The sequence below is a fragment of the Microbacterium testaceum genome (genome assembly GCF_020781835.1).
Lineage (GTDB): Bacteria > Actinomycetota > Actinomycetes > Actinomycetales > Microbacteriaceae > Microbacterium > Microbacterium testaceum_H.
The window spans coordinates 28434-46367 of the sequence record NZ_JAJGNJ010000004.1; the positions used below are offsets into that span (position 1 = coordinate 28434).

Genomic DNA, 17934 nt, shown 5'->3' on the forward strand with positions numbered 1-17934 from the left:
GTGAGCGGCGGGTGGGAGAGCGCGGCTCAGAGATGTCGGTAGACGTCCTCGAGCGTCAGGCCCTTCGCGAGCATGAGCGTCTGCAGGTGGTACAGCAGCTGCGAGATCTCTTCGGCCGCAGCTGCGTCGGACTCGTACTCGGCCGCCATCCACACCTCGGCGGCTTCCTCGACGATCTTCTTGCCGATGGCGTGCACGCCCGCATCCAGCTGGGCGACGGTGCCGGAGCCGGCCGGGCGTTCGACGGCCTTGGCGCTCAGCTCGGCGAACAGGTCGTCGAAGGTCTTCACGCCTCTAGGGTATCGGCTCGGCGATGCCCCGGCTGCCGGGCGGTGCTCGGGCGGTGCGCCGGCGTTCGGGCGGTGCGCGGGCGCGCGGCCGGTGCGCGGGCGCGCGCTGTGCACGCATAAACGCTCTGAGCGTGCGGAAACGCGAGCAGGGCGTGTTTATGCGCGCGGATGGCGTTTATGCCCGAGGCGTCGAGGCGTGCGCGGCATCGAGGCGTGCGCGGCGGCGACGCGTGCGCGGCGTCGAGGCGGCGAGGCGTCGGTGCGCGACGTCGTCGAGGCATCGAGGCATCGAGGCGTGCGCGGCGGCGCCGTGCCCGATGCCGCTGGCCCCCGGGACCGCCGGAGTCCGGGTCAGTGCGCGTGGCGGGCGGCGAGGGAGCGCAGCGACTGGATCGCGCGGTCGGGATCGTCGGCGCCGAACACCGCAGACCCGGCGACGAAGGTGTCCGCCCCCGCCTCAGCGGCCTGGGCGATCGTGGACTCGCCGATCCCGCCGTCGACCTGCAGCCACACGCTCGACCCCCGACGGCGGGCCTCGTCGGCGAGAGCGCGGAGCTTCGGCATCGTCTCGGGCATGAAGGACTGGCCGCCGAAGCCCGGCTCCACCGTCATGACGAGGATCTGATCGAACTCGTTGAGCACGTCGAACAGGTTCTCCACCGGGGTGGCGGGCTTCACCGCGACGCCGGCGCGCGCACCGATCGAACGCAGCGTGCGGGCCAGGGCGACGGGCGACGCCGCGGCCTCCAGGTGGAAGGTGACGGATGCCGCTCCGAGCTCGGCATATTCCGGCGCCCACCGGTCGGGGTCATCGATCATGAGGTGGACGTCCAACGGCACGGGACTGGTGTCCTGGATGCGGCCGACCATCTGCGGACCGAAGGTGAGGTTCGGCACGAAGTGGTTGTCCATGACATCCACGTGCACGAAGTCGGCCCCGGAGATGCGGGCGAGCTCCGCCTGCATGTTCACGAAGTCGGCGGCGAGGATGCTCGGATTGATGCGGGGGGCGTCGGAGGGCACCCGACCATTATGCGAGGGGCGGCGGTCACACGCGGTGCAGGAGGGCGATCGACATCGCGTCGGTGCCGTGGCGATGCGGCCAGAGCTGGGCGCGGAGCGAGCCGTCGGACTGGGCGGGAAGATCGACGTGCGCACCAGAGATCTCGGCCACCACCGCCCGCGCGTCGAGCTCCTCGATCGCGTCCCCGAACTCGCGGCGCACCTCGGCGAGCACGCCGGAGGTCTCGGCCAGGTGCGGGGAGCAGGTCACGTACGCCAGCACCCCACCGGGCTTGAGTGCGCCCAGCCCCGCCCGCACGAGCTCGAGCTGCAGCGCGGTGAGGTCGGGCACATCCGCCGGGGTCTTCCGCCACCGGGCTTCGGGGCGGCGACGCAGAGCGCCTATGCCGGTGCACGGCGCGTCGACCAGGATGCGGTCGTACTCCCCCGCGGCCCGGGCGGCGCGATCGCGGCCGTCCTCCTCGGTCACCTCGACCTCCAGCGGAACGGATGCCACGGCACGGCGCACCAGTCCGGCGCGGGCGGGTGAGATCTCGTTGGCGTCGAGATGCGCACCGCCGGCGAGGGCTTCGGCCGCGAGGAGAGCGGTCTTGCCTCCGGGGCCGGCGCACAGGTCGAGCCACCGCTCCCCCTCGACCACGGGGCGCACCCGGCTGAGCGTGAGGGCGGCCAGCTGCGACCCCTCGTCCTGCACGCGGATGCGACCGTCGGAGGAGCGGATGAGGGCTTCCGGATCGCCGCCGCGCGTGGTGAAGGCGGTGGGAGCGAAACGTGCGGCACGGGCGTCGTCGGGGATCTCGGCGAGCCCCGGAAGCGCGATCATCGCCACCCGTGGCGCGTCGTTGTCGGCCGCGAGGAGGGCGTCGAGTTCGTCGACGCGGCCTTCGGCGGCGAGCGCGCGGCGCAGGGCCCGTACGATCCACACCGGGTGCGAGGTCGTGAGGCCGAGACGTTCGTCGTCGCTGCGGGCGGCGGCGGTGATCCGCTCCATCCAGTGCCCCGGCGTCTCGCGCGATACCCGCCGCAGGACGGCGTTGGCGAATCCGGCGGCCCCGCGCCCTCCGCCGTGGCGGCGGGCGAGCTCCACCGACTCGTTGACCGCGGCGTGCGAGGCCACCCGCGTGGACAGCAACTGGTGCACGCCGAGCCTCAGCGCGTCGAGCACCGGCGGTTCGATGCGGTCCACGGTGCGATCGGCGGCCGCCGCGATGATCGCGTCGTACGTACCACGGCGGCGCAGGGTGCCGTAGGTCAGCTCGGTGGCCAGCCCTGCGTCCTTGGCATCCAGCTTCGCCCTCTCGATCGCGTGCGGCAGCAGGAGGTTCGCGTACGCTTCGTCGGCCGTGACCGCACGCAGGACGTCGTAGGCGACGGCGCGCGCTCCCTGCACGGTCATGATCCCAGCACCGGTTCGCTCGTGCGCAGTCCGCGGAACCAGTCGCCGGCGGCCATGGCACCCTTCCCCGCGGGCTGCACCGTCTCCAGGCGCAGTGGCGCGGTCGCGGTGCCGACGAGGATCTCGCGTCCGGATGCCATGACGTGGCCCGGCGCTATCGGCGGTGCGGAGCTGGCCGAGGCGCGCAGCACCTTCAGCCGCGCTCCGTCGATGGTCGTGTGCGCGCCGGGCTCGGGCGTCACCCCGGCGATGCGCGCTCTCAGGCTCTCGGCATCCCGGGCGAAGTCGAGAGAGCCGTCGGCGAGCGTCAGCTTCGGCGCGAGCGTGGGCTCGCCGTGCTGGGGCGTCGCGACCGCCGAACCCTCCGCGATCCCGTCGACCACCCGGGCCAGCAGCGGCGCTCCGAGGTCGGCCAGGGCGTCGAGGACCTCGCCGGCGGTGGCGTTCTCGGGCACGGGGTAGCGCTCCTCGGCGAAGACGTCACCGGCATCCAGTTCCGCCACCAGCTGGAAGACGCTCGCGCCGGTCTCGCGGTCTCCGGCGATGAGCGCCCGCTGCACGGGAGCCGCGCCGCGCCAGCGTGGGAGGAGGGAGAAGTGCAGGTTGATCCACCCGTGCAGGGGGGCCGACAGGAGGGGCTCGCGCACCAGTCCCCCGTAGGCGACGATGACGCCGAGGTCGGGCTCGAGCGCGCCGATCCGGGCCGTCGCCTCGGCATCGAGGCGGTCCGTCTTGATCACGGGGAGCCCGAGCTCGTCGGCCGTCTGGGCGACCGGCGACGGCGTCAGGACGCGCTTGCGGCCGAGCGGGGCGTCGGAGCGCGTGACCACGGCGGCGATCTCGTGCGGACCTCCGGCCAGGGCGCGCAGGGAGGGGACGGCGACGGCGGGGGTGCCGGCGAAGACGAGGCGCATGGTTCTCCTCACGCTTCGGGTGCGGGTGGGTGGGACCGGGCGACGGCGCTCAGAGGTCGGGCTCGGGGAGATCGAGCCGCACTCTGAGTGTATTCCGGGGCCTCGGGCCCTTGTCCTTCGTCGACTTGCGCGCGCGGAGGGCGTCGGCGACGACACCCGCGCGCAGCGCTTCGGCGACGGCGCGTCCGTGCGCGTAGTCGAAGCGCACCAGAGCGCGGGAGGTCGGGGCATCCGCTGCCGCCGAGGTGTCGACCGGGCCGAGCACGGCGAGCGCATCGAGGTCGGGCACGGCCTCGCGCAGCTCGGCCAGCAACGCGTCGACGCTCCGGGCGTGTCCTTCGACGCTCGCGACGCGCACGGCCGGTGGCATGCGCAGCGGTGCCCGATCCGCCAGCTCGGCACGGGCGTATGCCGGCTGGGTCCACGTCGCCAGCGCACGCGCCACCGGTCCGGTGACACCGACGAGGTGGACGGGAGCGCCCGGAGCCGCCAGAGCCGCAGCGTTCGACCACCACCGCAGGCAGCTCTCGCCGATGCGGAGAGCCTCGTTCTGCAGCATCCGGTCGCCGTCGAGCAGGATCACCGCGCGATACCCGCCGCGCGCGATCGGCTCGGCCCCGCGGGTGGCGATGACCAGGGCCGGGGTGGCATCCACCTCGGCCACCGGATGCGTGCCGTCGGCGACGATCACGCGCGTGTTCGGGAAGGCGCGCCCCAGTTCATCGGCGGTGCGTTCGCTGCCCGATGAGGCCATGCGCAGTTTCACCGAACCGCAGTTGCCGCACGTCCACGCGTGTGCACTGCGCCCGCACCACGCGCACACCGGCACCGCGCCCGGCCGCGCCGCCCGCAAGGGTCCCGCGCAGTGCGCGCACCGCGCAGGACGGCGGCAGTCGGCGCACACGAGCGACGGTGCGTATCCGGGGCGGGCGACCTGCACGAGGACGGGACCGCGGACCAACGCCTCGCGCGCCGCCGCGAACGCCGAGGAGGGGACACGCGCGGTGCGCGACTCCCCCTCCCTCGTCGCGCTGAGCACGACCCGGGGGCTCTCGCGCCGCTTCGGGACCGTCTCCCGCACGTATCCCACCTCGACCAGACGCTGTACGTCGGTGGTGCGGGTGTGCCCCGCGAACACGAGCGCCGACCCCTCGATCTCCTGCCGCACCAGCGCCGCGTCGCGGGCGTGCACCCCGGGCGCCAGCGGCTCGGCGAGGAGCGAGTCGCCGTCGTCCCAGATCGCCACGAGCCCGGTCTCGTGCGACGGGGCATACACGGCGGATCGGCGGCCCACCACGATCACCGGGACCGGCGCGAGGGTCCGGAGGTACTGGGCGTATCGCGCCGGGCCCGACTGATCGGCGTCGTCGCGCACGACGGCCTCGGTGGGCACCAGTTCGCCCAGCGCCGCCATGAGCTGGGACTGGTCGCGGTAGTCGGGGACCACGAGCACGGCGCTCCTGCCCCGCGCGAGGGTGTGCACCGCGGCGGCGGCGAGAAGGTCCGCCCAGGCTCCGCGCGGCAGGTCGCCCGACGGATGCGGCGGCGCGTCCACGGCGACGCGCTCACCGCCGTCGAGGGCGTCGAGGAGGCCGACGTACGGGGCCAGCAGCGCGTCGGCCCGTTCGAGCGAGGCCCGTGGAACGTCGGGAGCCTCTGGCGGTGGGGCCGCGAGCCAGGCCTTTTCCGCCCGCACCATGCGCTTGGGCACCGCCAGTCGTAGGACGTCGCTCACCGAACCGGCGGCGCGGTCGGCGACCCGGCGGGCGAGGGTGAACAGCCGCTCGGGCAGCACGGGCATCGGCGAGACGACCGACTCGACGGAGGACAGCGGGCGCTCGCTGCCGTCATCGGCCACGACCTCGACGACGAAGGCATCCATCATCCGTCCCGCGGAGCGCAGCGGCACCTTCACGCGCACGCCCGGCGTCACATCGGCGACCAACGGGTGCGGGATGGCGTAGTCGAAGAGCCGGTCGAGCTGGGGCACCGGGGAGTCCAGCTGCACCCGCGCCACGCGCCGGGCGCTCATGCGCGTTCTCCGACAGCCCGCTGCATCAGGTCGGTGCCGCGCGCGGCGACGCCGAGGCGTGGGCCACGCCGGCTTCGTCGTGCCCGCGGGCACGGATCGAGGGATGCCAGGGGTGCGGCGTCGCGGTGCACGCCCGGCGCGGGCGCCCCCACGTCAGAGTCCGGCGGCGGCGCGCAGGTCGTCGACGCGGTCGGTGCGCTCCCACGTGAAGTCGGGCAGCTCGCGCCCGAAGTGCCCGTACGCCGCGGTCTGCGCGTAGATCGGGCGCAGGAGGTCGAGCTGGTCGATGATCGCCTTGGGCCGCAGGTCGAACACCTCGCGGATGGCGCGGACGATCGTCTCGTCGGCGACGTGCGCCGTACCGAAGGACTCGACGTACAGCCCCACCGGGTTGGCCTTGCCGATCGCATACGCGACCTGCACCTCGAGGCGGTCGGCGAGGCCCGCCGCGACGGCGTTCTTGGCGACCCAGCGCATGGCGTACGCCGCGGAGCGGTCGACCTTGGACGGGTCTTTGCCGCTGAAGGCACCGCCGCCGTGCCGAGAGGCGCCGCCGTAGGTGTCGATGATGATCTTGCGGCCGGTCAGGCCCGCGTCACCCTTCGGACCGCCGATGATGAACGGGCCGGCGGGGTTGATGTAGTACTGCACCCCGGGCAGGTCGAGTCCGGTGTCGCGCAGCACCGGGTCGATGACCTCGGCCTGCACGAGCGCGCGCAGTTCGTCCTGGGAGATGTCGGGGTGGTGCTGCGTCGACAGCACGACCGAATCGACCGTGCGGGGGGTGTGCCCGTCGTAACCGAGCGTGACCTGGGTCTTGCCGTCGGGACGCAGGAACGGCAGCGTGCCGTCGCGGCGGACGGCGGAGAGGCGCTCGGCGATCCGGTGGGCGGTCCAGGCGGCCATGGGCATCAGCTGCGGGGTCTCGTTGGTGGCGAAACCGAACATGATGCCCTGGTCGCCGGCACCCTGCAGGTCGCGGGGATCGACCGAACCGCGTTCGCGCTGCTCGAATGCCTTGTTGACGCCCGCGGCGATGTCGGACGACTGGGCGCCGATCGACACGCTCACCCCGCACGAGTCGCCGTCGAAGCCGGTCTCGCTGGAGGTGTACCCGATGCGGTTGACCACGTCGCGCACGATCGCAGGGATCTCGACGTACGCGCTGGTGGACACCTCGCCCGCCACGTGGACGAGCCCGGTGGTCACGAGGGTCTCGACGGCGACGCGACCGGTCGGGTCTTCGGCGAGGATCGCGTCGAGGATGCTGTCGGAGATCTGGTCGCAGATCTTGTCAGGGTGTCCTTCGGTGACGGACTCGGACGTGAACAGGCGCAGGTCGGTCAAGACGACTCCCGGTCGGTTTCGGGCTGGGGACGGGCACAAGTATGCCCCGGACGGCGGACAGCCGCCCGGGGCATCGTCACATCTGTGAACGGATCACTCGGCGGCGCGAAGGCGCAGCTTGTCCTCGTGGATCTCGTGCAGAGCGATCGTGAGCGGCTTGTCCTCGACGGTGGAATCGACCAGCGGGCCCACGTTGTCGAAGAGGTTGCCCTCGTGCAGATCGGAGTAGTAGTCGTTGATCTGACGCGCGCGCTTGGACGCGTAGATCACGAGCTGGTACTTCGAGTCGACCTTGTCGAGCAGAGCGTCGATGGGCGGGTCGATGATGCCCTTGTCACGTCCGGCCATGGGGAACCTCCTGGTTCGGCGGGATGGGGTGGATGCGGCGCCCGTCGGCGCCGAAGCATCCTCGTATTCTATCCGACGTCGGGGCGTCGTGCGGCGAGGGCCACGACCTCGGCCGCGGCGCGCGCGACCTCGTCGTTTACGACCCGGTAGTCGAACTCGTTCTGTGCCGCGAGCTCGGTCCGCGCGGTACGCAGGCGCCGCGCGCGCTCGTCGGCATCCTCGGTACCGCGACCGACGAGGCGGTGGACGAGTTCGTCCCAGCTCGGCGGCAACAGGAACACCAGCGTCGCGGACGGGTCCGCCGCGCGCACCTGACGAGCGCCCTGCAGGTCGATCTCGAGCAGCGCGGTGCCGCCGGCGGAGAGCACGCGTTCGATCGGCTCGCGCGGCGTGCCGTAGCGGTGCGCGTTGTGCACCGTCGCCCACTCCAACAGCTCGCCCGAGGCGATGAGACGGTCGAACTCGGCGTCGTCGACGAAGTAGTAGTGCTCGCCGTCCACCTCACCGGGTCGCGGAGCCCGCGTGGTCGCCGAGACCGACAGGTGGATCTCGGGGAAGTGCTCCTTGATGTGCGCGGCGACCGTGCCCTTGCCGACGGCGGTGGGACCGGCGAGCACGACGAGGCGGCTGCGGCCCTCGCGCGGGCCCGGTTCGGGCCAACGGCTGTCGAGGTACGCGCGCAGCGCATCCCGCTGGCGTGAACCCAGCCCGCCGAGGCGCTTCACGGGCGAGATGCCGAGCGAGGCCAGGATGCGGTCGCGCTTGCTCTCGCCGATCGCGGGGATCGCGGTGAGGAACTCGGTCACGCGCATGGCACCGGCCGCGGAGAGCGGGTCGGCGAGGCCGCGGCGCAGCAGCTCCTGCGGGGTGATGACGCGCGTGGAGACGTCGCGCTTGAGGGCGGCGCGCTCGCGGCGCGCGGCGACCGCACGGCGCGACGCCGCGGCGCGATCGACTTCGGGGGGACGACGGGAGTCAGACATGCAGAGCCCTACGGTACAGGTCGGCGCGCTCCTCGATCCGCTGCGCCAGGCGCGCCGGGCCGACGGCGAGCACGCTCCGGCTCTCGTTGGCCACGACGGCCTTCGCGACGTAGCCGAACAGACGGGCGAGGTCAGCGGGGTCGGCGCCCTGCGCCCCGAAACCGGGGGCGAGGATCGGCATCCCGGCCAGGGCGATGTCGCCGAGCCCGAAGGCGGCGCGGTCGACGGTCGCCCCCACGACGACGCCGACCGAGCCGAGGGCGCCGGGGAGCCCCAGGTTCGCCTCGTTGACGTCGTGAGCGACACGGGCCGCCACGTGCTCGTGATCGCCTACGGCGAGGGCGTCCTGCACCACCGCGCTCTGCACCGGCAGGGCCTCCGGGTTGCTGGTCGCGGCCAGGACGAAGGCCCCCTTCCGAGCCCGCAGGGCGACGGCGAGCGTGTCGCGCAGCGAATCGGGGCCGAGGTAGGGCGTGAGCGTCACGGCATCCGCCTCCAGGGGCGAACCGGGTTCGAGCCACGCCGAGGCGTAGCCCTCCATCGTCGTGCCGATGTCGCCGCGCTTGGCGTCGGCGATGACGAGGAGTCCCGCGGCGCGCGCCGCGGCCATGACGTCCTCGAGTGCGGCGAAGCCCTTCGACCCGTAGCGCTCGTAGAACGCCACCTGGGGCTTGACGACCCCGACACGGCCCGCGGCGGCCTCGACCACGCGCAGGCCGAACTCGCGTGCGCCGTCGGGCGTGGCATCCAGCCCCCACGCCGACAGCAGGGCGGCGTGGGGGTCGATGCCGACGCAGAGCGCGCCGTGGGTCTGAAGGGCTGTCGCCAGCCGCTGGCCGAACGTCTCGCTCACAGGCGACCCGCGCGGTCGACGGCGTACTCCTGGAGGCTGCGCACCTCGAAGCCGTCCTTCATCGCTCCCAGGGCGCTCACGGCCGCGCCGAGCACGGCCATCGTGGTGAACAGCGCCTTGTCGGCGGCCACGGCGGCGGCCCGGATCTCGTAGCCGTCGGCACGGGCCGTCCCCCCGCTCGGGGTGTTGACGATCATGTCGATCTCACCGGCGTTGATGAGGTCGACCACGTTCTGCTGATCGGACCCCTGCGTCTCGGAGTACTTCTCGACGACCTGGACCCGGATGCCGTTGCGGGCGAGGATCTCGGCCGTGCCCTCGGTCGCCATGAGCTCGAAGCCCAGCTCCTGCAACCGGTGGGCGGGGAGGATCACTGCGCGCTTGTCGGCGTCGGCGACCGAGATGAACACCGTGCCCGAGGTCGGCATGCCACCGTAGGCGGCCTCCTGCGACTTTGCGAACGCCGTCGGGAAGTCGCGGTCGATGCCCATGACCTCGCCGGTGGAGCGCATCTCGGGGCCGAGCACGGAGTCGACCGTGCGCCCGTCCGCGGTCCGGAACCGCTTGAAGGGCAGGACGGCCTCCTTGACCGCGACCGGGGCGTCCAGGGGCACGCGCGACCCGTCGTTCTCGGGCAGCAGCCCCTCGGCGATGAGCTCGGCGACGGTGCTGCCGGCCATGATGCGGCTGGCGGCCTTCGCGAGCGGGATACCGAGCGCCTTCGACACGAACGGCACCGTGCGGCTCGCGCGGGGGTTCGCCTCGATGACGTAGAGCACGCCCGCCGAGATCGCGAACTGCACGTTCAGCAGCCCCCGCACCCCGACGCCGCGCGCGATGGCGAGGGTCGCCTCACGGACACGGTCGACCTCCGTGCGGCCGAGGCTGACCGGCGGCAGCGTGCAGGACGAGTCGCCGGAATGGATGCCGGCCTCCTCGAGGTGCTCCATGACACCGCCGATGTACAGATCGGTGCCGTCGAAGAGCGCGTCGACGTCGAGCTCGATCGCGTCGTCGAGGAAGCGGTCGACCAGGAGCGGAAGCCCGGGCCCGATGATCGCCTGGTCGGCGACGCGCACGAAGTAGTCGCGCAGCGCCTCGGTCGAGTACACGATCTCCATGCCGCGGCCGCCGAGCACGAAGCTCGGGCGCACGAGCACCGGGTAGCCGATCTCCTCGGCGACCTGCACCGCACCCTCGACATCGATCGCGGTGCCGTTGCGGGGGGCGATGAGACCGGCGTCGTCGAGCAGGCGCGAGAACAGTTCGCGCTCCTCGGCGAGGTCGATCGCGGCGGGGCTCGTGCCCAGGATCGTGTAGCCCGCGGCCTCGATGCCCTTGGCCAGGCCCAGCGGCGTCTGGCCGCCGAGCTGACAGACGACGCCGAGAATCTCGCCGGACCGGCTCTCGGCGTGCAGCACCTCGAGGACGTCCTCGAGCGTCAGGGGCTCGAAGTAGAGGCGGTCGCTGGTGTCGTAGTCGGTCGAGACGGTCTCGGGGTTGCAGTTGACCATGATCGTCTCGTACCCGGCGTCCGAGAGCGCGAAGGACGCGTGCACGCACGAGTAGTCGAACTCCACGCCCTGACCGATGCGGTTGGGGCCGGAGCCGATGATGACGACCTTCGTGCGGTCGGACGGAGTGACCTCGGTCTCCCAGTCGTAGCTGGAGTAGTGGTACGGCGTGAGGGCCGGGAACTCCCCAGCGCACGTGTCGACCGTCTTGTAGACCGGGCGCACGTCGAGGGAGTACCGGATGCCACGCACCTCGGCCTCATCGAGACCGCGGATCTGCGCGATCTGGGCGTCGCTGAAGCCGTGCTCCTTCGCGAGACGCAGGGTCTCGGCATCCAGTTCGTCGGCCGTGCGGATCATCTCGGCGACCTCGTTGATGAGGACGATCTGATCGATGAACCACGGGTCCATCGCGGTGGCCTCGAACGCCTGCTCGGGCGTAGCGCCCAGGCGCAGCGCCTGCTGAAGCACGACGATGCGGCCGTCAGTCGGGGTCTGCGAGATCTCGAGGAGCTCCTGCACCGACCGGGACTCCTCGCCCCAGTGGAAGCTGGAGCCGCGCTTCTCGAGCGAGCGCAGCGCCTTCTGCAGGGCCGTGGTGTAGTTGCGACCGATCGCCATCGCCTCGCCGACCGACTTCATGGTGGTCGTCAGCGTGGTGTCGGCGGCGGGGAACTTCTCGAAGTTGAAGCGCGGAACCTTCACCACGACGTAATCGAGCGTCGGCTCGAAGCTCGCCGGGGTCACCTTGGTGATGTCGTTGGGGATCTCGTCGAGGCGGTAGCCGATCGCGAGCTTGGCGGCGATCTTGGCGATCGGGAAGCCGGTGGCCTTCGACGCGAGCGCCGACGAGCGCGAGACCCGGGGGTTCATCTCGATGACGATGATGCGACCGGTGGCCGGGTCCACGGCGAACTGGATGTTGCAGCCACCGGTGTCCACACCCACCGCGCGGATGATGTCGATGCCGATGTTGCGCATCTTCTGGTACTCGCGGTCGGTGAGGGTCAGCGCCGGAGCGACCGTGATCGAGTCGCCGGTGTGCACGCCCACGGGGTCGACGTTCTCGATGGAGCAGACCACGACCGTGTTGTCGTGGGTGTCGCGCATGAGCTCGAGCTCGTACTCCTTCCACCCCAGGATCGACTCCTCGAGCAGCACCTCGTGCGTGGGCGAGTCGTGCAGACCCGCGCCGCCGATGCGACGGAGGTCGGCCTCGTCGTACGCGAAGCCCGAGCCGAGGCCACCCATCGTGAACGACGGACGCACGACGAGCGGGTAGCCGAGCTTCTCGGCACCGGCGAGCAGCTCCTCCATCGAGTGGCAGATCACGGAGTCGGCGACGTCCGCGCCCGACTCGATGACGAGCTCCTTGAAGATCTGGCGGTCCTCGCCCTTGCGGATGGCGTCGACCTTCGCGCCGATCAGCTCGACGCCGTACTTGACCAGGATGCCGCGGTCGTGAAGGGCCATCGCCGCGTTCAGCGCCGTCTGGCCGCCGAGCGTGGGCAGGATGGCATCCGGCTTCTCCTTCGCGATGATCGTCTCGATCACCTCGGGGGTGATCGGTTCGATGTACGTCGCGTCGGCGAAGTCGGGGTCGGTCATGATCGTGGCCGGGTTGGAGTTGACCAGGATCACGCGCACGCCCTCTTCGCGCAGGACGCGGCAGGCCTGGGTGCCGGAATAGTCGAACTCGCAGGCCTGGCCGATGACGATCGGGCCGGAGCCGATGACGAGGACGGAGCGGATGTCGTCGCGCTTAGGCATTCTTCTTCGTCTCCTGGGTCGCGAGCACCATGTCGCGGAAGCGGTCGAACAGGTAGTTGGCATCGTGCGGGCCGGCGGCGGCCTCGGGGTGGTACTGCACGCTGAATGCCGGGATGTCGAGGGCGCGCAGACCCTCCACCACGTTGTCGTTGAGGCCGATGTGGCTCACCTCGACGCGGCCGTAGCCGCCGGGGCTGTCGATCACCGTGTCCAGCGGCGCCTCGACGGCGAAGCCGTGGTTCTGGGACGTGATCTCGACGCGACCCGTGGTCTTGTCGAGCACCGGCTGGTTGATGCCGCGGTGGCCGAAGGGCAGCTTGTAGGTGCCGAAGCCGAGGGCGCGGCCGAGCAGCTGGTTGCCGAAGCAGATGCCGAAGAAGGGCAGGCCCTCGTCGAGCACGGCGCGCAGCAGCTCGACGTGCTGGTCGCTCGCGGCCGGGTCGCCCGGGCCGTTGGAGTAGAACGCCGCGACCGGCTCGATCGCGCGGATCTGCTCGATCGTCGCGGACTGGGGGAACACGTGCACCTCGAACCCGCGGGCGGCGAGGTTGTCGATCGTGGACTGCTTCACGCCCAGGTCCAGGACGGCGAGATTGCCGATGCGCTCCCCCGTCGCCGGGGTCACCTCGACCTCGGTCACCGAGACCTCGGCCGAGAGGTTGCGGCCGGCCATGCCCGGCGCGGCCAGGACGCGGCGCAGCTGTTCGTCGGCGTCGAGGCTCGCGGCCTCACCAGAGAACACTCCCCCGCGCATGCTGCCCGAAGAGCGGATACGGCGGGTCACCGCGCGCGTGTCGATGCCGGAGATGCTGACGATGCCGTCCTCGATGAGCGCGTCGTCGAGCGAGCGGTCGGCTCGCCAGTTCGACACGACCCGCGAGGGATCCCGGACGACGTATCCGGCGACCCAGATGCGGCGGGATTCGCGGTCCTCGGCGTTGACGCCGGTGTTGCCGATGTGCGGGGCGGTCTGCAGCACGATCTGACCGGCGTACGAGGGGTCGGTGAGGGTCTCCTGGTAACCGGTCATGCCGGTGGCGAAGACGACCTCGCCGTAGGTCTCGCCGCGGGCGCCGTAGGCGCGACCGGGATAGCGGGTGCCGTCCTCCAGCACCAGGACGGCGGGTTCGCGCGAGATGCGCGGAGGGGAGATCAGGGCGGTCATGCGTCGCTTCCTGTCGAGATGAGCGGACGGATGGCGTCGGCGAGGGCTCTGGCCGAGGCATCCTGGGGTCGGAGGTAGGTGTCGACGACGGTTTCGTCGTCGATGCGCCAGCTGACGCGCGTCAGGCCGTCGCGTTCGACCACGCGGTCGATCGCGACCGTGGCCTGATCGGCGTCCACGAGGCGGTCGCGGGTGAGCGCGATGCGGGGCTGACCCGGCAGGTCGAGGGCGATCCCGGCCGAGGTGACCGTGACGTCCACGCGGGAGCGGAAGCCGAGGCCGCGGATGGCGAGGCGTTCCAGGGGCTCGCCGTGACGCGTGGTCGCGACGTACAGGCCCGGGAAGACACCCGTCTCCACGGCTCCGTCGGGAAGCTCTCCTACCGGGGCGGTGTAGCGCGCATCGCGCCGCGTTCGTCGCACCCATGCCCAGGCCAGAAGAGCCAGCACGACGATGGCGACGCCGGCCATGACCAGGAGGGCGCCTTCGCGGGTCACGCGAGAACCCCCGGCGACTCCAGCACCGCGCCGTCGACGACGGTCGGGATGCCGCCACGCACGGTCCAGCGAACGTCCCCCGGCAGCTCCCGGCCGAGGTACGGCGAGTTCTTGCTGCGGCCGCGCAGGTCGTCGAGGGCGAACGTGCGTGAGGGGCGCGGGTCGTACAGCGTGAAGGTCGCCGGCTGCCCTTCGGCCAGCGGGGTGCCGTGTCCATCGAGGCGGCCGATCCGCGCGGGCGTGCGCGACATCACCCGGGCGACGTCGGACCAGTCCAGCAGGCCCGTCTCCACCATCGCCCGGTGCACGACCCGCAGGGCGCTCTCCAGGCCCACCATGCCGTTCGCGGCGGCGGCCCACTCGCACGACTTCGCCTCCGCGGGATGCGGCGCGTGGTCGGTCGCGACGATGTCGATCGTGCCGTCGGCCAGACCCTCGCGCACCGCGAGGACGTCTTCCTCGCTGCGCAGTGGCGGGTTGACCTTGAACCGCGCGTCGTAGTCGCGGACGAGCTCGTCGGTCAGCAACAGGTGGTGAGGTGTCACCTCGGCAGTGACGTTCACCCCGCGCTTCTTGGCCCAGCGGATGATGTCGACCGAACCGGCCGTCGAGAGATGGCACACGTGCAGACGCGAGCCCACGTGCTCGGCGAGCAGGACGTCGCGCGCGATGATCGACTCCTCGGCGACGGCCGGCCACCCGGTCAGGCCCAGCTCGGCCGACACGGCGCCCTCGTTCATCTGGGCGCCCTCGGTCAGCCGCGGGTCCTGCGCGTGCTGCGCGATGACGCCGTCGAACGCTTTCACGTACTCCAGCGCTCGCCGCATGATGAGCGGGTCGAAGACGCAGAAGCCGTCGTCGCTGAACACCCGGACACGTGCCCGGGAGTCGGCCATGGCTCCGAGCTCTGCGAGCCGTTCGCCCTTCTGCCCGACCGTGACCGCGCCGATCGGCTGCACGTGGACGTACCCCGCGGCCTCACCGAGCGCGAGCTCCTGTTCGACCACCCCGGCGGTGTCGGCCACGGGCGAGGTGTTCGGCATGGCGAAGACGGTGGTGAAGCCGCCCGCAGCCGCCGCGCGTGAGCCGGTCTGAACCGTCTCGGACGCCTCGTACCCGGGCTCGCGCAGGTGGACATGCAGGTCGACGAGTCCCGGCAGGGCGATGAGGCCGTCGGCATCCACGACCGTCGCGCCGGCGTGCGAGAGGCACGTGCCGGTCTCGGCGATGACGCCGTCGCGCACGAGCAGGTCGGTGGCATCCTGACCCTCGATCCGCGCGCCGCGCACCAGCAGGGTGTGGGAGGGGGCGTGGGTCATCGAAGGTCCTCTTTCTCGGAGTCGGTCCGCGCGCCCGCCAGCAGCAGGTACAGCACGGCCATACGCACGGAGACGCCGTTCGCCACCTGCTCGAGAACCGTCGAGCGCGGCGAGTCGGCGGCTTCGGCGGAGATCTCCAGGCCGCGATTCATCGGGCCCGGGTGTAGAACGATGCTACCGTCCGGCAGCGCTTCCAGGCGCCGCGCGTCGAGGCCGTACCGGCGGGAATACTCCCGTTCAGTCGGGAAATACGCGGCATTCATGCGTTCGAGCTGGATCCGCAGCATCATCAGCGCGTCCGGACCTCCGGCGATCGCGTGATCCAGGTCGTAGTCCACCTCGACGGGCCATCCGCTGACGTCCTGCGGCACGAGCGTGGGTGGGGCCACGAGGGTGACGTGCGCACCCAGAGTGTGCAGCAGCCACACGTTCGAGCGCGCGACGCGCGAGTGCAGGATGTCCCCGACGATCGCGACACGGACGCCGTCGAGGGCACGCCCGCGGCTGTCGGCGCCGAACAGGCGCTTGCGGATCGTGAACGCGTCCAACAGCGCCTGCGTGGGGTGTGCGTGCGTGCCGTCGCCGGCGTTGATGACCCCGGCGGTGATCCAGCCGCTCGTGGCGAGGGTGCGCGGGGCGCCGGAGGCTCCGTGGCGGATGACGACGGCATCCGCCCCCATCGCCTGAAGGGTCTGCGCGGTGTCCTGCAGGGACTCGCCCTTGCTGACGCTCGAGCCCTTCGCGGAGAAGTTGATGACGTCGGCGCTCAGGCGCTTGGCGGCAGCCTCGAACGAGATGCGGGTGCGCGTGGAGTCCTCGAAGAAGAGGTTCACGACGGTCTTGCCGCGCAGCGTCGGCAGCTTCTTGACCTCGCGGCGCTGGGTGTCGGCCATGTCCTCGGCGACGTCGAGGATCTCCAGGGCCTGCGCGCGCGTGAGGTCGCGGGTGTCGAGGAGGTTCCTCATGACTCGATCGTCACCTCCTCGATACCGTCGACCTCCGCCAGGCGCACGTTCACGCGCTCGTCGCGGGCCGAGGGCAGGTTCTTGCCGACGAAGTCGGGGCGGATCGGCAGCTCCCGGTGGCCGCGGTCGATGAGGGTCGCCAGCCGCACGGCGGCGGGACGGCCGATGTCCTGCAGGGCGTCGAGGGCGGCGCGGATGCTCCGGCCCGAGAACAGCACGTCGTCCACCAGCACGACGACCTTGCCGTCGATGCCGCCCGCGGGAATGCGGGTGGTGTGCGGCGCGCGCGTCGGATTGCGGTGCAGATCGTCGCGGTACATCGTCACGTCGAGGGCGCCGACCGGGACGGCCGCTCCCCCGAACTCGCTCACGAGCGGAGCGATGCGCTCGGCGAGGGTGACACCGCGGGTCGGGATTCCGAGGAGGACGAGTCCTTCCGGTCCTTTGTTGGACTCCAGGATCTCGTGGGAGATGCGCGTCAAAGCGCGGGCGATGTCGGCATCGTGCATGACGGTGCGCGTACTCATCCGCTGCTCCCTTCTCCGCCTCACGGGACGGGGTTAAAGGTTGCCGTGGTTCTGGTTCGAGTGTAGCGGGTGTGGATGACGGATGCCGGGTGCGCGGGGATGTGCAGGAGGGGGTGCGTCGGCGCGACGGCGGGAGACAGTGCGGGCCGCCCCATTACTCGACCGCTGCGCAGGCGGCCACGGCTCGGCGGGTTGCACGCATAAACGCTTCGCGCGCGCACACGCTTCGCGCGCATAAACGCTTCGCGCGCGCACAAACGCGGTGTGCACGCGTTTCTGCGGGCGGAGAGCGTTCATGCCTTCCAGGACGAGGGCGAACGCGACTCAGCCCGCCTGCGTGAGGCTCGTGATGAGGTTGATCGCCACCGCGACGACGAACGTGCTGTAGAAGTACGCCAGCAGGCCGTGCCCGAAGGCGACGCGACGCGACGGCGTGGACGACTGGGTCACGCTGCTCGAGGTGTACGACATCCCGATGTTGAACGCGGCGTACGCGAAGTCGCTGTACGACGGATCCTCGTCCTGATCGAAGTCGAAGCGGTGGCGGTCGTCGAGGTAGTACATGCGGGCGTACTTGAACGCATAGACGGTGTTCACCACTGCCCACGCCGCGACCACGCCGACGACCGCGAGAATGGCGCAGGCCGAGCCGATGGGATCCTTCTGCTGACTGCGGATGAGAGCGAGCACGACCCCGACAAGGCCGAGGAACGTCACCCCGATGATGAGTGTGTCGACGAGTCTGCGCGCGCGGTCTTCCTGGGTCGCCAGCTGACGTGTCTGGGCGGGGTCCGCCGGCCATGCCACGATCCACGCCCAGGTCAGGAACACCGCGGCAGCGACCGCCCAGCCGACGAGCGGGGCGAGCTCGGGGGTGCCGAGGACGAGCGGGATGATCGCGACGAGGACACCGGCGATCGCGGCGACCCCCGCCTTGCGAGTGATGTGCGACATACGTGCCCCTACCGTCGGCGAGGGATGCACGCTCGCA

The 17934-nt window shown here is 71.4% G+C and carries 16 protein-coding genes; all 16 read right to left on the bottom strand.

All coding sequences use genetic code 11. The annotated features are described in order from the left end of the window. Positions 1-26 precede the first annotated feature (26 nt). Complete coding sequence (locus LL239_RS07230) at positions 27-290, bottom strand: phosphoribosyl-ATP diphosphatase (RefSeq protein ID WP_228162787.1); 264 nt, start codon at positions 288-290, stop codon at positions 27-29. Between the two features lie 351 nt (positions 291-641). Further along, positions 642-1313 (bottom strand): ribulose-phosphate 3-epimerase, encoded by a 672-nt coding sequence (rpe, locus tag LL239_RS07235; protein ID WP_228162788.1) that lies wholly within the window; start codon positions 1311-1313, stop codon positions 642-644. Between the two features lie 25 nt (positions 1314-1338). Continuing rightward, complete coding sequence (locus tag LL239_RS07240) at positions 1339-2709, bottom strand: RsmB/NOP family class I SAM-dependent RNA methyltransferase (RefSeq protein ID WP_228162789.1); 1371 nt, start codon at positions 2707-2709, stop codon at positions 1339-1341. Further along, entirely contained in the window at positions 2706-3623 is a 918-nt protein-coding gene (fmt, locus tag LL239_RS07245; protein ID WP_228162790.1) for a methionyl-tRNA formyltransferase, read from the bottom strand. Before fmt ends, LL239_RS07240 begins: the two co-directional genes overlap by 4 nt. A gap of 49 nt (positions 3624-3672) precedes the next feature. After that, positions 3673-5655, bottom strand: coding sequence for a primosomal protein N' (locus LL239_RS07250; protein ID WP_228162791.1), 1983 nt, complete (start codon positions 5653-5655; stop codon positions 3673-3675). A 153-nt stretch (positions 5656-5808) separates the two neighbouring features. Next, the gene (gene metK, locus LL239_RS07255; RefSeq protein WP_228162792.1) at positions 5809-7002 is read right to left on the bottom strand and encodes a methionine adenosyltransferase; all 1194 of its coding nucleotides are present in this window, start codon (positions 7000-7002) and stop codon (positions 5809-5811) included. 93 nt (positions 7003-7095) lie between these two features. Next, the gene (gene rpoZ / locus LL239_RS07260) at positions 7096-7350 is read right to left on the bottom strand and encodes a DNA-directed RNA polymerase subunit omega (RefSeq protein WP_055837405.1); all 255 of its coding nucleotides are present in this window, start codon (positions 7348-7350) and stop codon (positions 7096-7098) included. A 68-nt stretch (positions 7351-7418) separates the two neighbouring features. Continuing rightward, positions 7419-8333 carry a guanylate kinase gene (gmk, locus tag LL239_RS07265; RefSeq protein WP_228162793.1) on the bottom strand — a complete coding sequence of 305 codons (915 nt, stop codon included), beginning with the start codon at positions 8331-8333 and terminating at the stop codon, positions 7419-7421. Next, on the bottom strand, positions 8326-9186 hold the full coding sequence (pyrF, locus tag LL239_RS07270) for an orotidine-5'-phosphate decarboxylase (RefSeq protein ID WP_228162794.1): 861 nt from the start codon (positions 9184-9186) through the stop codon (positions 8326-8328). Before pyrF ends, gmk begins: the two co-directional genes overlap by 8 nt. Continuing rightward, positions 9183-12470: a carbamoyl-phosphate synthase large subunit gene (carB, locus tag LL239_RS07275; RefSeq protein WP_228162795.1), complete on the bottom strand. Its 3288-nt coding sequence runs from the start codon at positions 12468-12470 to the stop codon at positions 9183-9185. Before carB ends, pyrF begins: the two co-directional genes overlap by 4 nt. Then, positions 12463-13635, bottom strand: a complete 1173-nt coding sequence (carA, locus tag LL239_RS07280) for a glutamine-hydrolyzing carbamoyl-phosphate synthase small subunit (RefSeq protein ID WP_228162796.1) — start codon at positions 13633-13635, stop codon at positions 12463-12465. The genes carB and carA overlap by 8 nt, the downstream gene beginning before the upstream one ends. Further along, the gene (locus LL239_RS07285; protein WP_228162797.1) at positions 13632-14132 is read right to left on the bottom strand and encodes a PH-like domain-containing protein; all 501 of its coding nucleotides are present in this window, start codon (positions 14130-14132) and stop codon (positions 13632-13634) included. The genes carA and LL239_RS07285 overlap by 4 nt, the downstream gene beginning before the upstream one ends. Next, positions 14129-15451, bottom strand: a complete 1323-nt coding sequence (locus LL239_RS07290) for a dihydroorotase (protein ID WP_228162798.1) — start codon at positions 15449-15451, stop codon at positions 14129-14131. The genes LL239_RS07285 and LL239_RS07290 overlap by 4 nt, the downstream gene beginning before the upstream one ends. Continuing rightward, positions 15448-16416, bottom strand: a complete 969-nt coding sequence (locus LL239_RS07295) for an aspartate carbamoyltransferase catalytic subunit (protein ID WP_228162799.1) — start codon at positions 16414-16416, stop codon at positions 15448-15450. The genes LL239_RS07290 and LL239_RS07295 overlap by 4 nt, the downstream gene beginning before the upstream one ends. Continuing rightward, a complete protein-coding gene (pyrR, locus tag LL239_RS07300) occupies positions 16413-16943 on the bottom strand; it encodes a bifunctional pyr operon transcriptional regulator/uracil phosphoribosyltransferase PyrR (protein ID WP_228162800.1) in 531 nt (176 codons plus the stop codon). Before pyrR ends, LL239_RS07295 begins: the two co-directional genes overlap by 4 nt. Positions 16944-17267: 324 nt before the next feature. After that, positions 17268-17897, bottom strand: a complete 630-nt coding sequence (locus tag LL239_RS07305) for a DUF1345 domain-containing protein (protein ID WP_228162801.1) — start codon at positions 17895-17897, stop codon at positions 17268-17270. Positions 17898-17934: the final 37 nt, after the last annotated feature.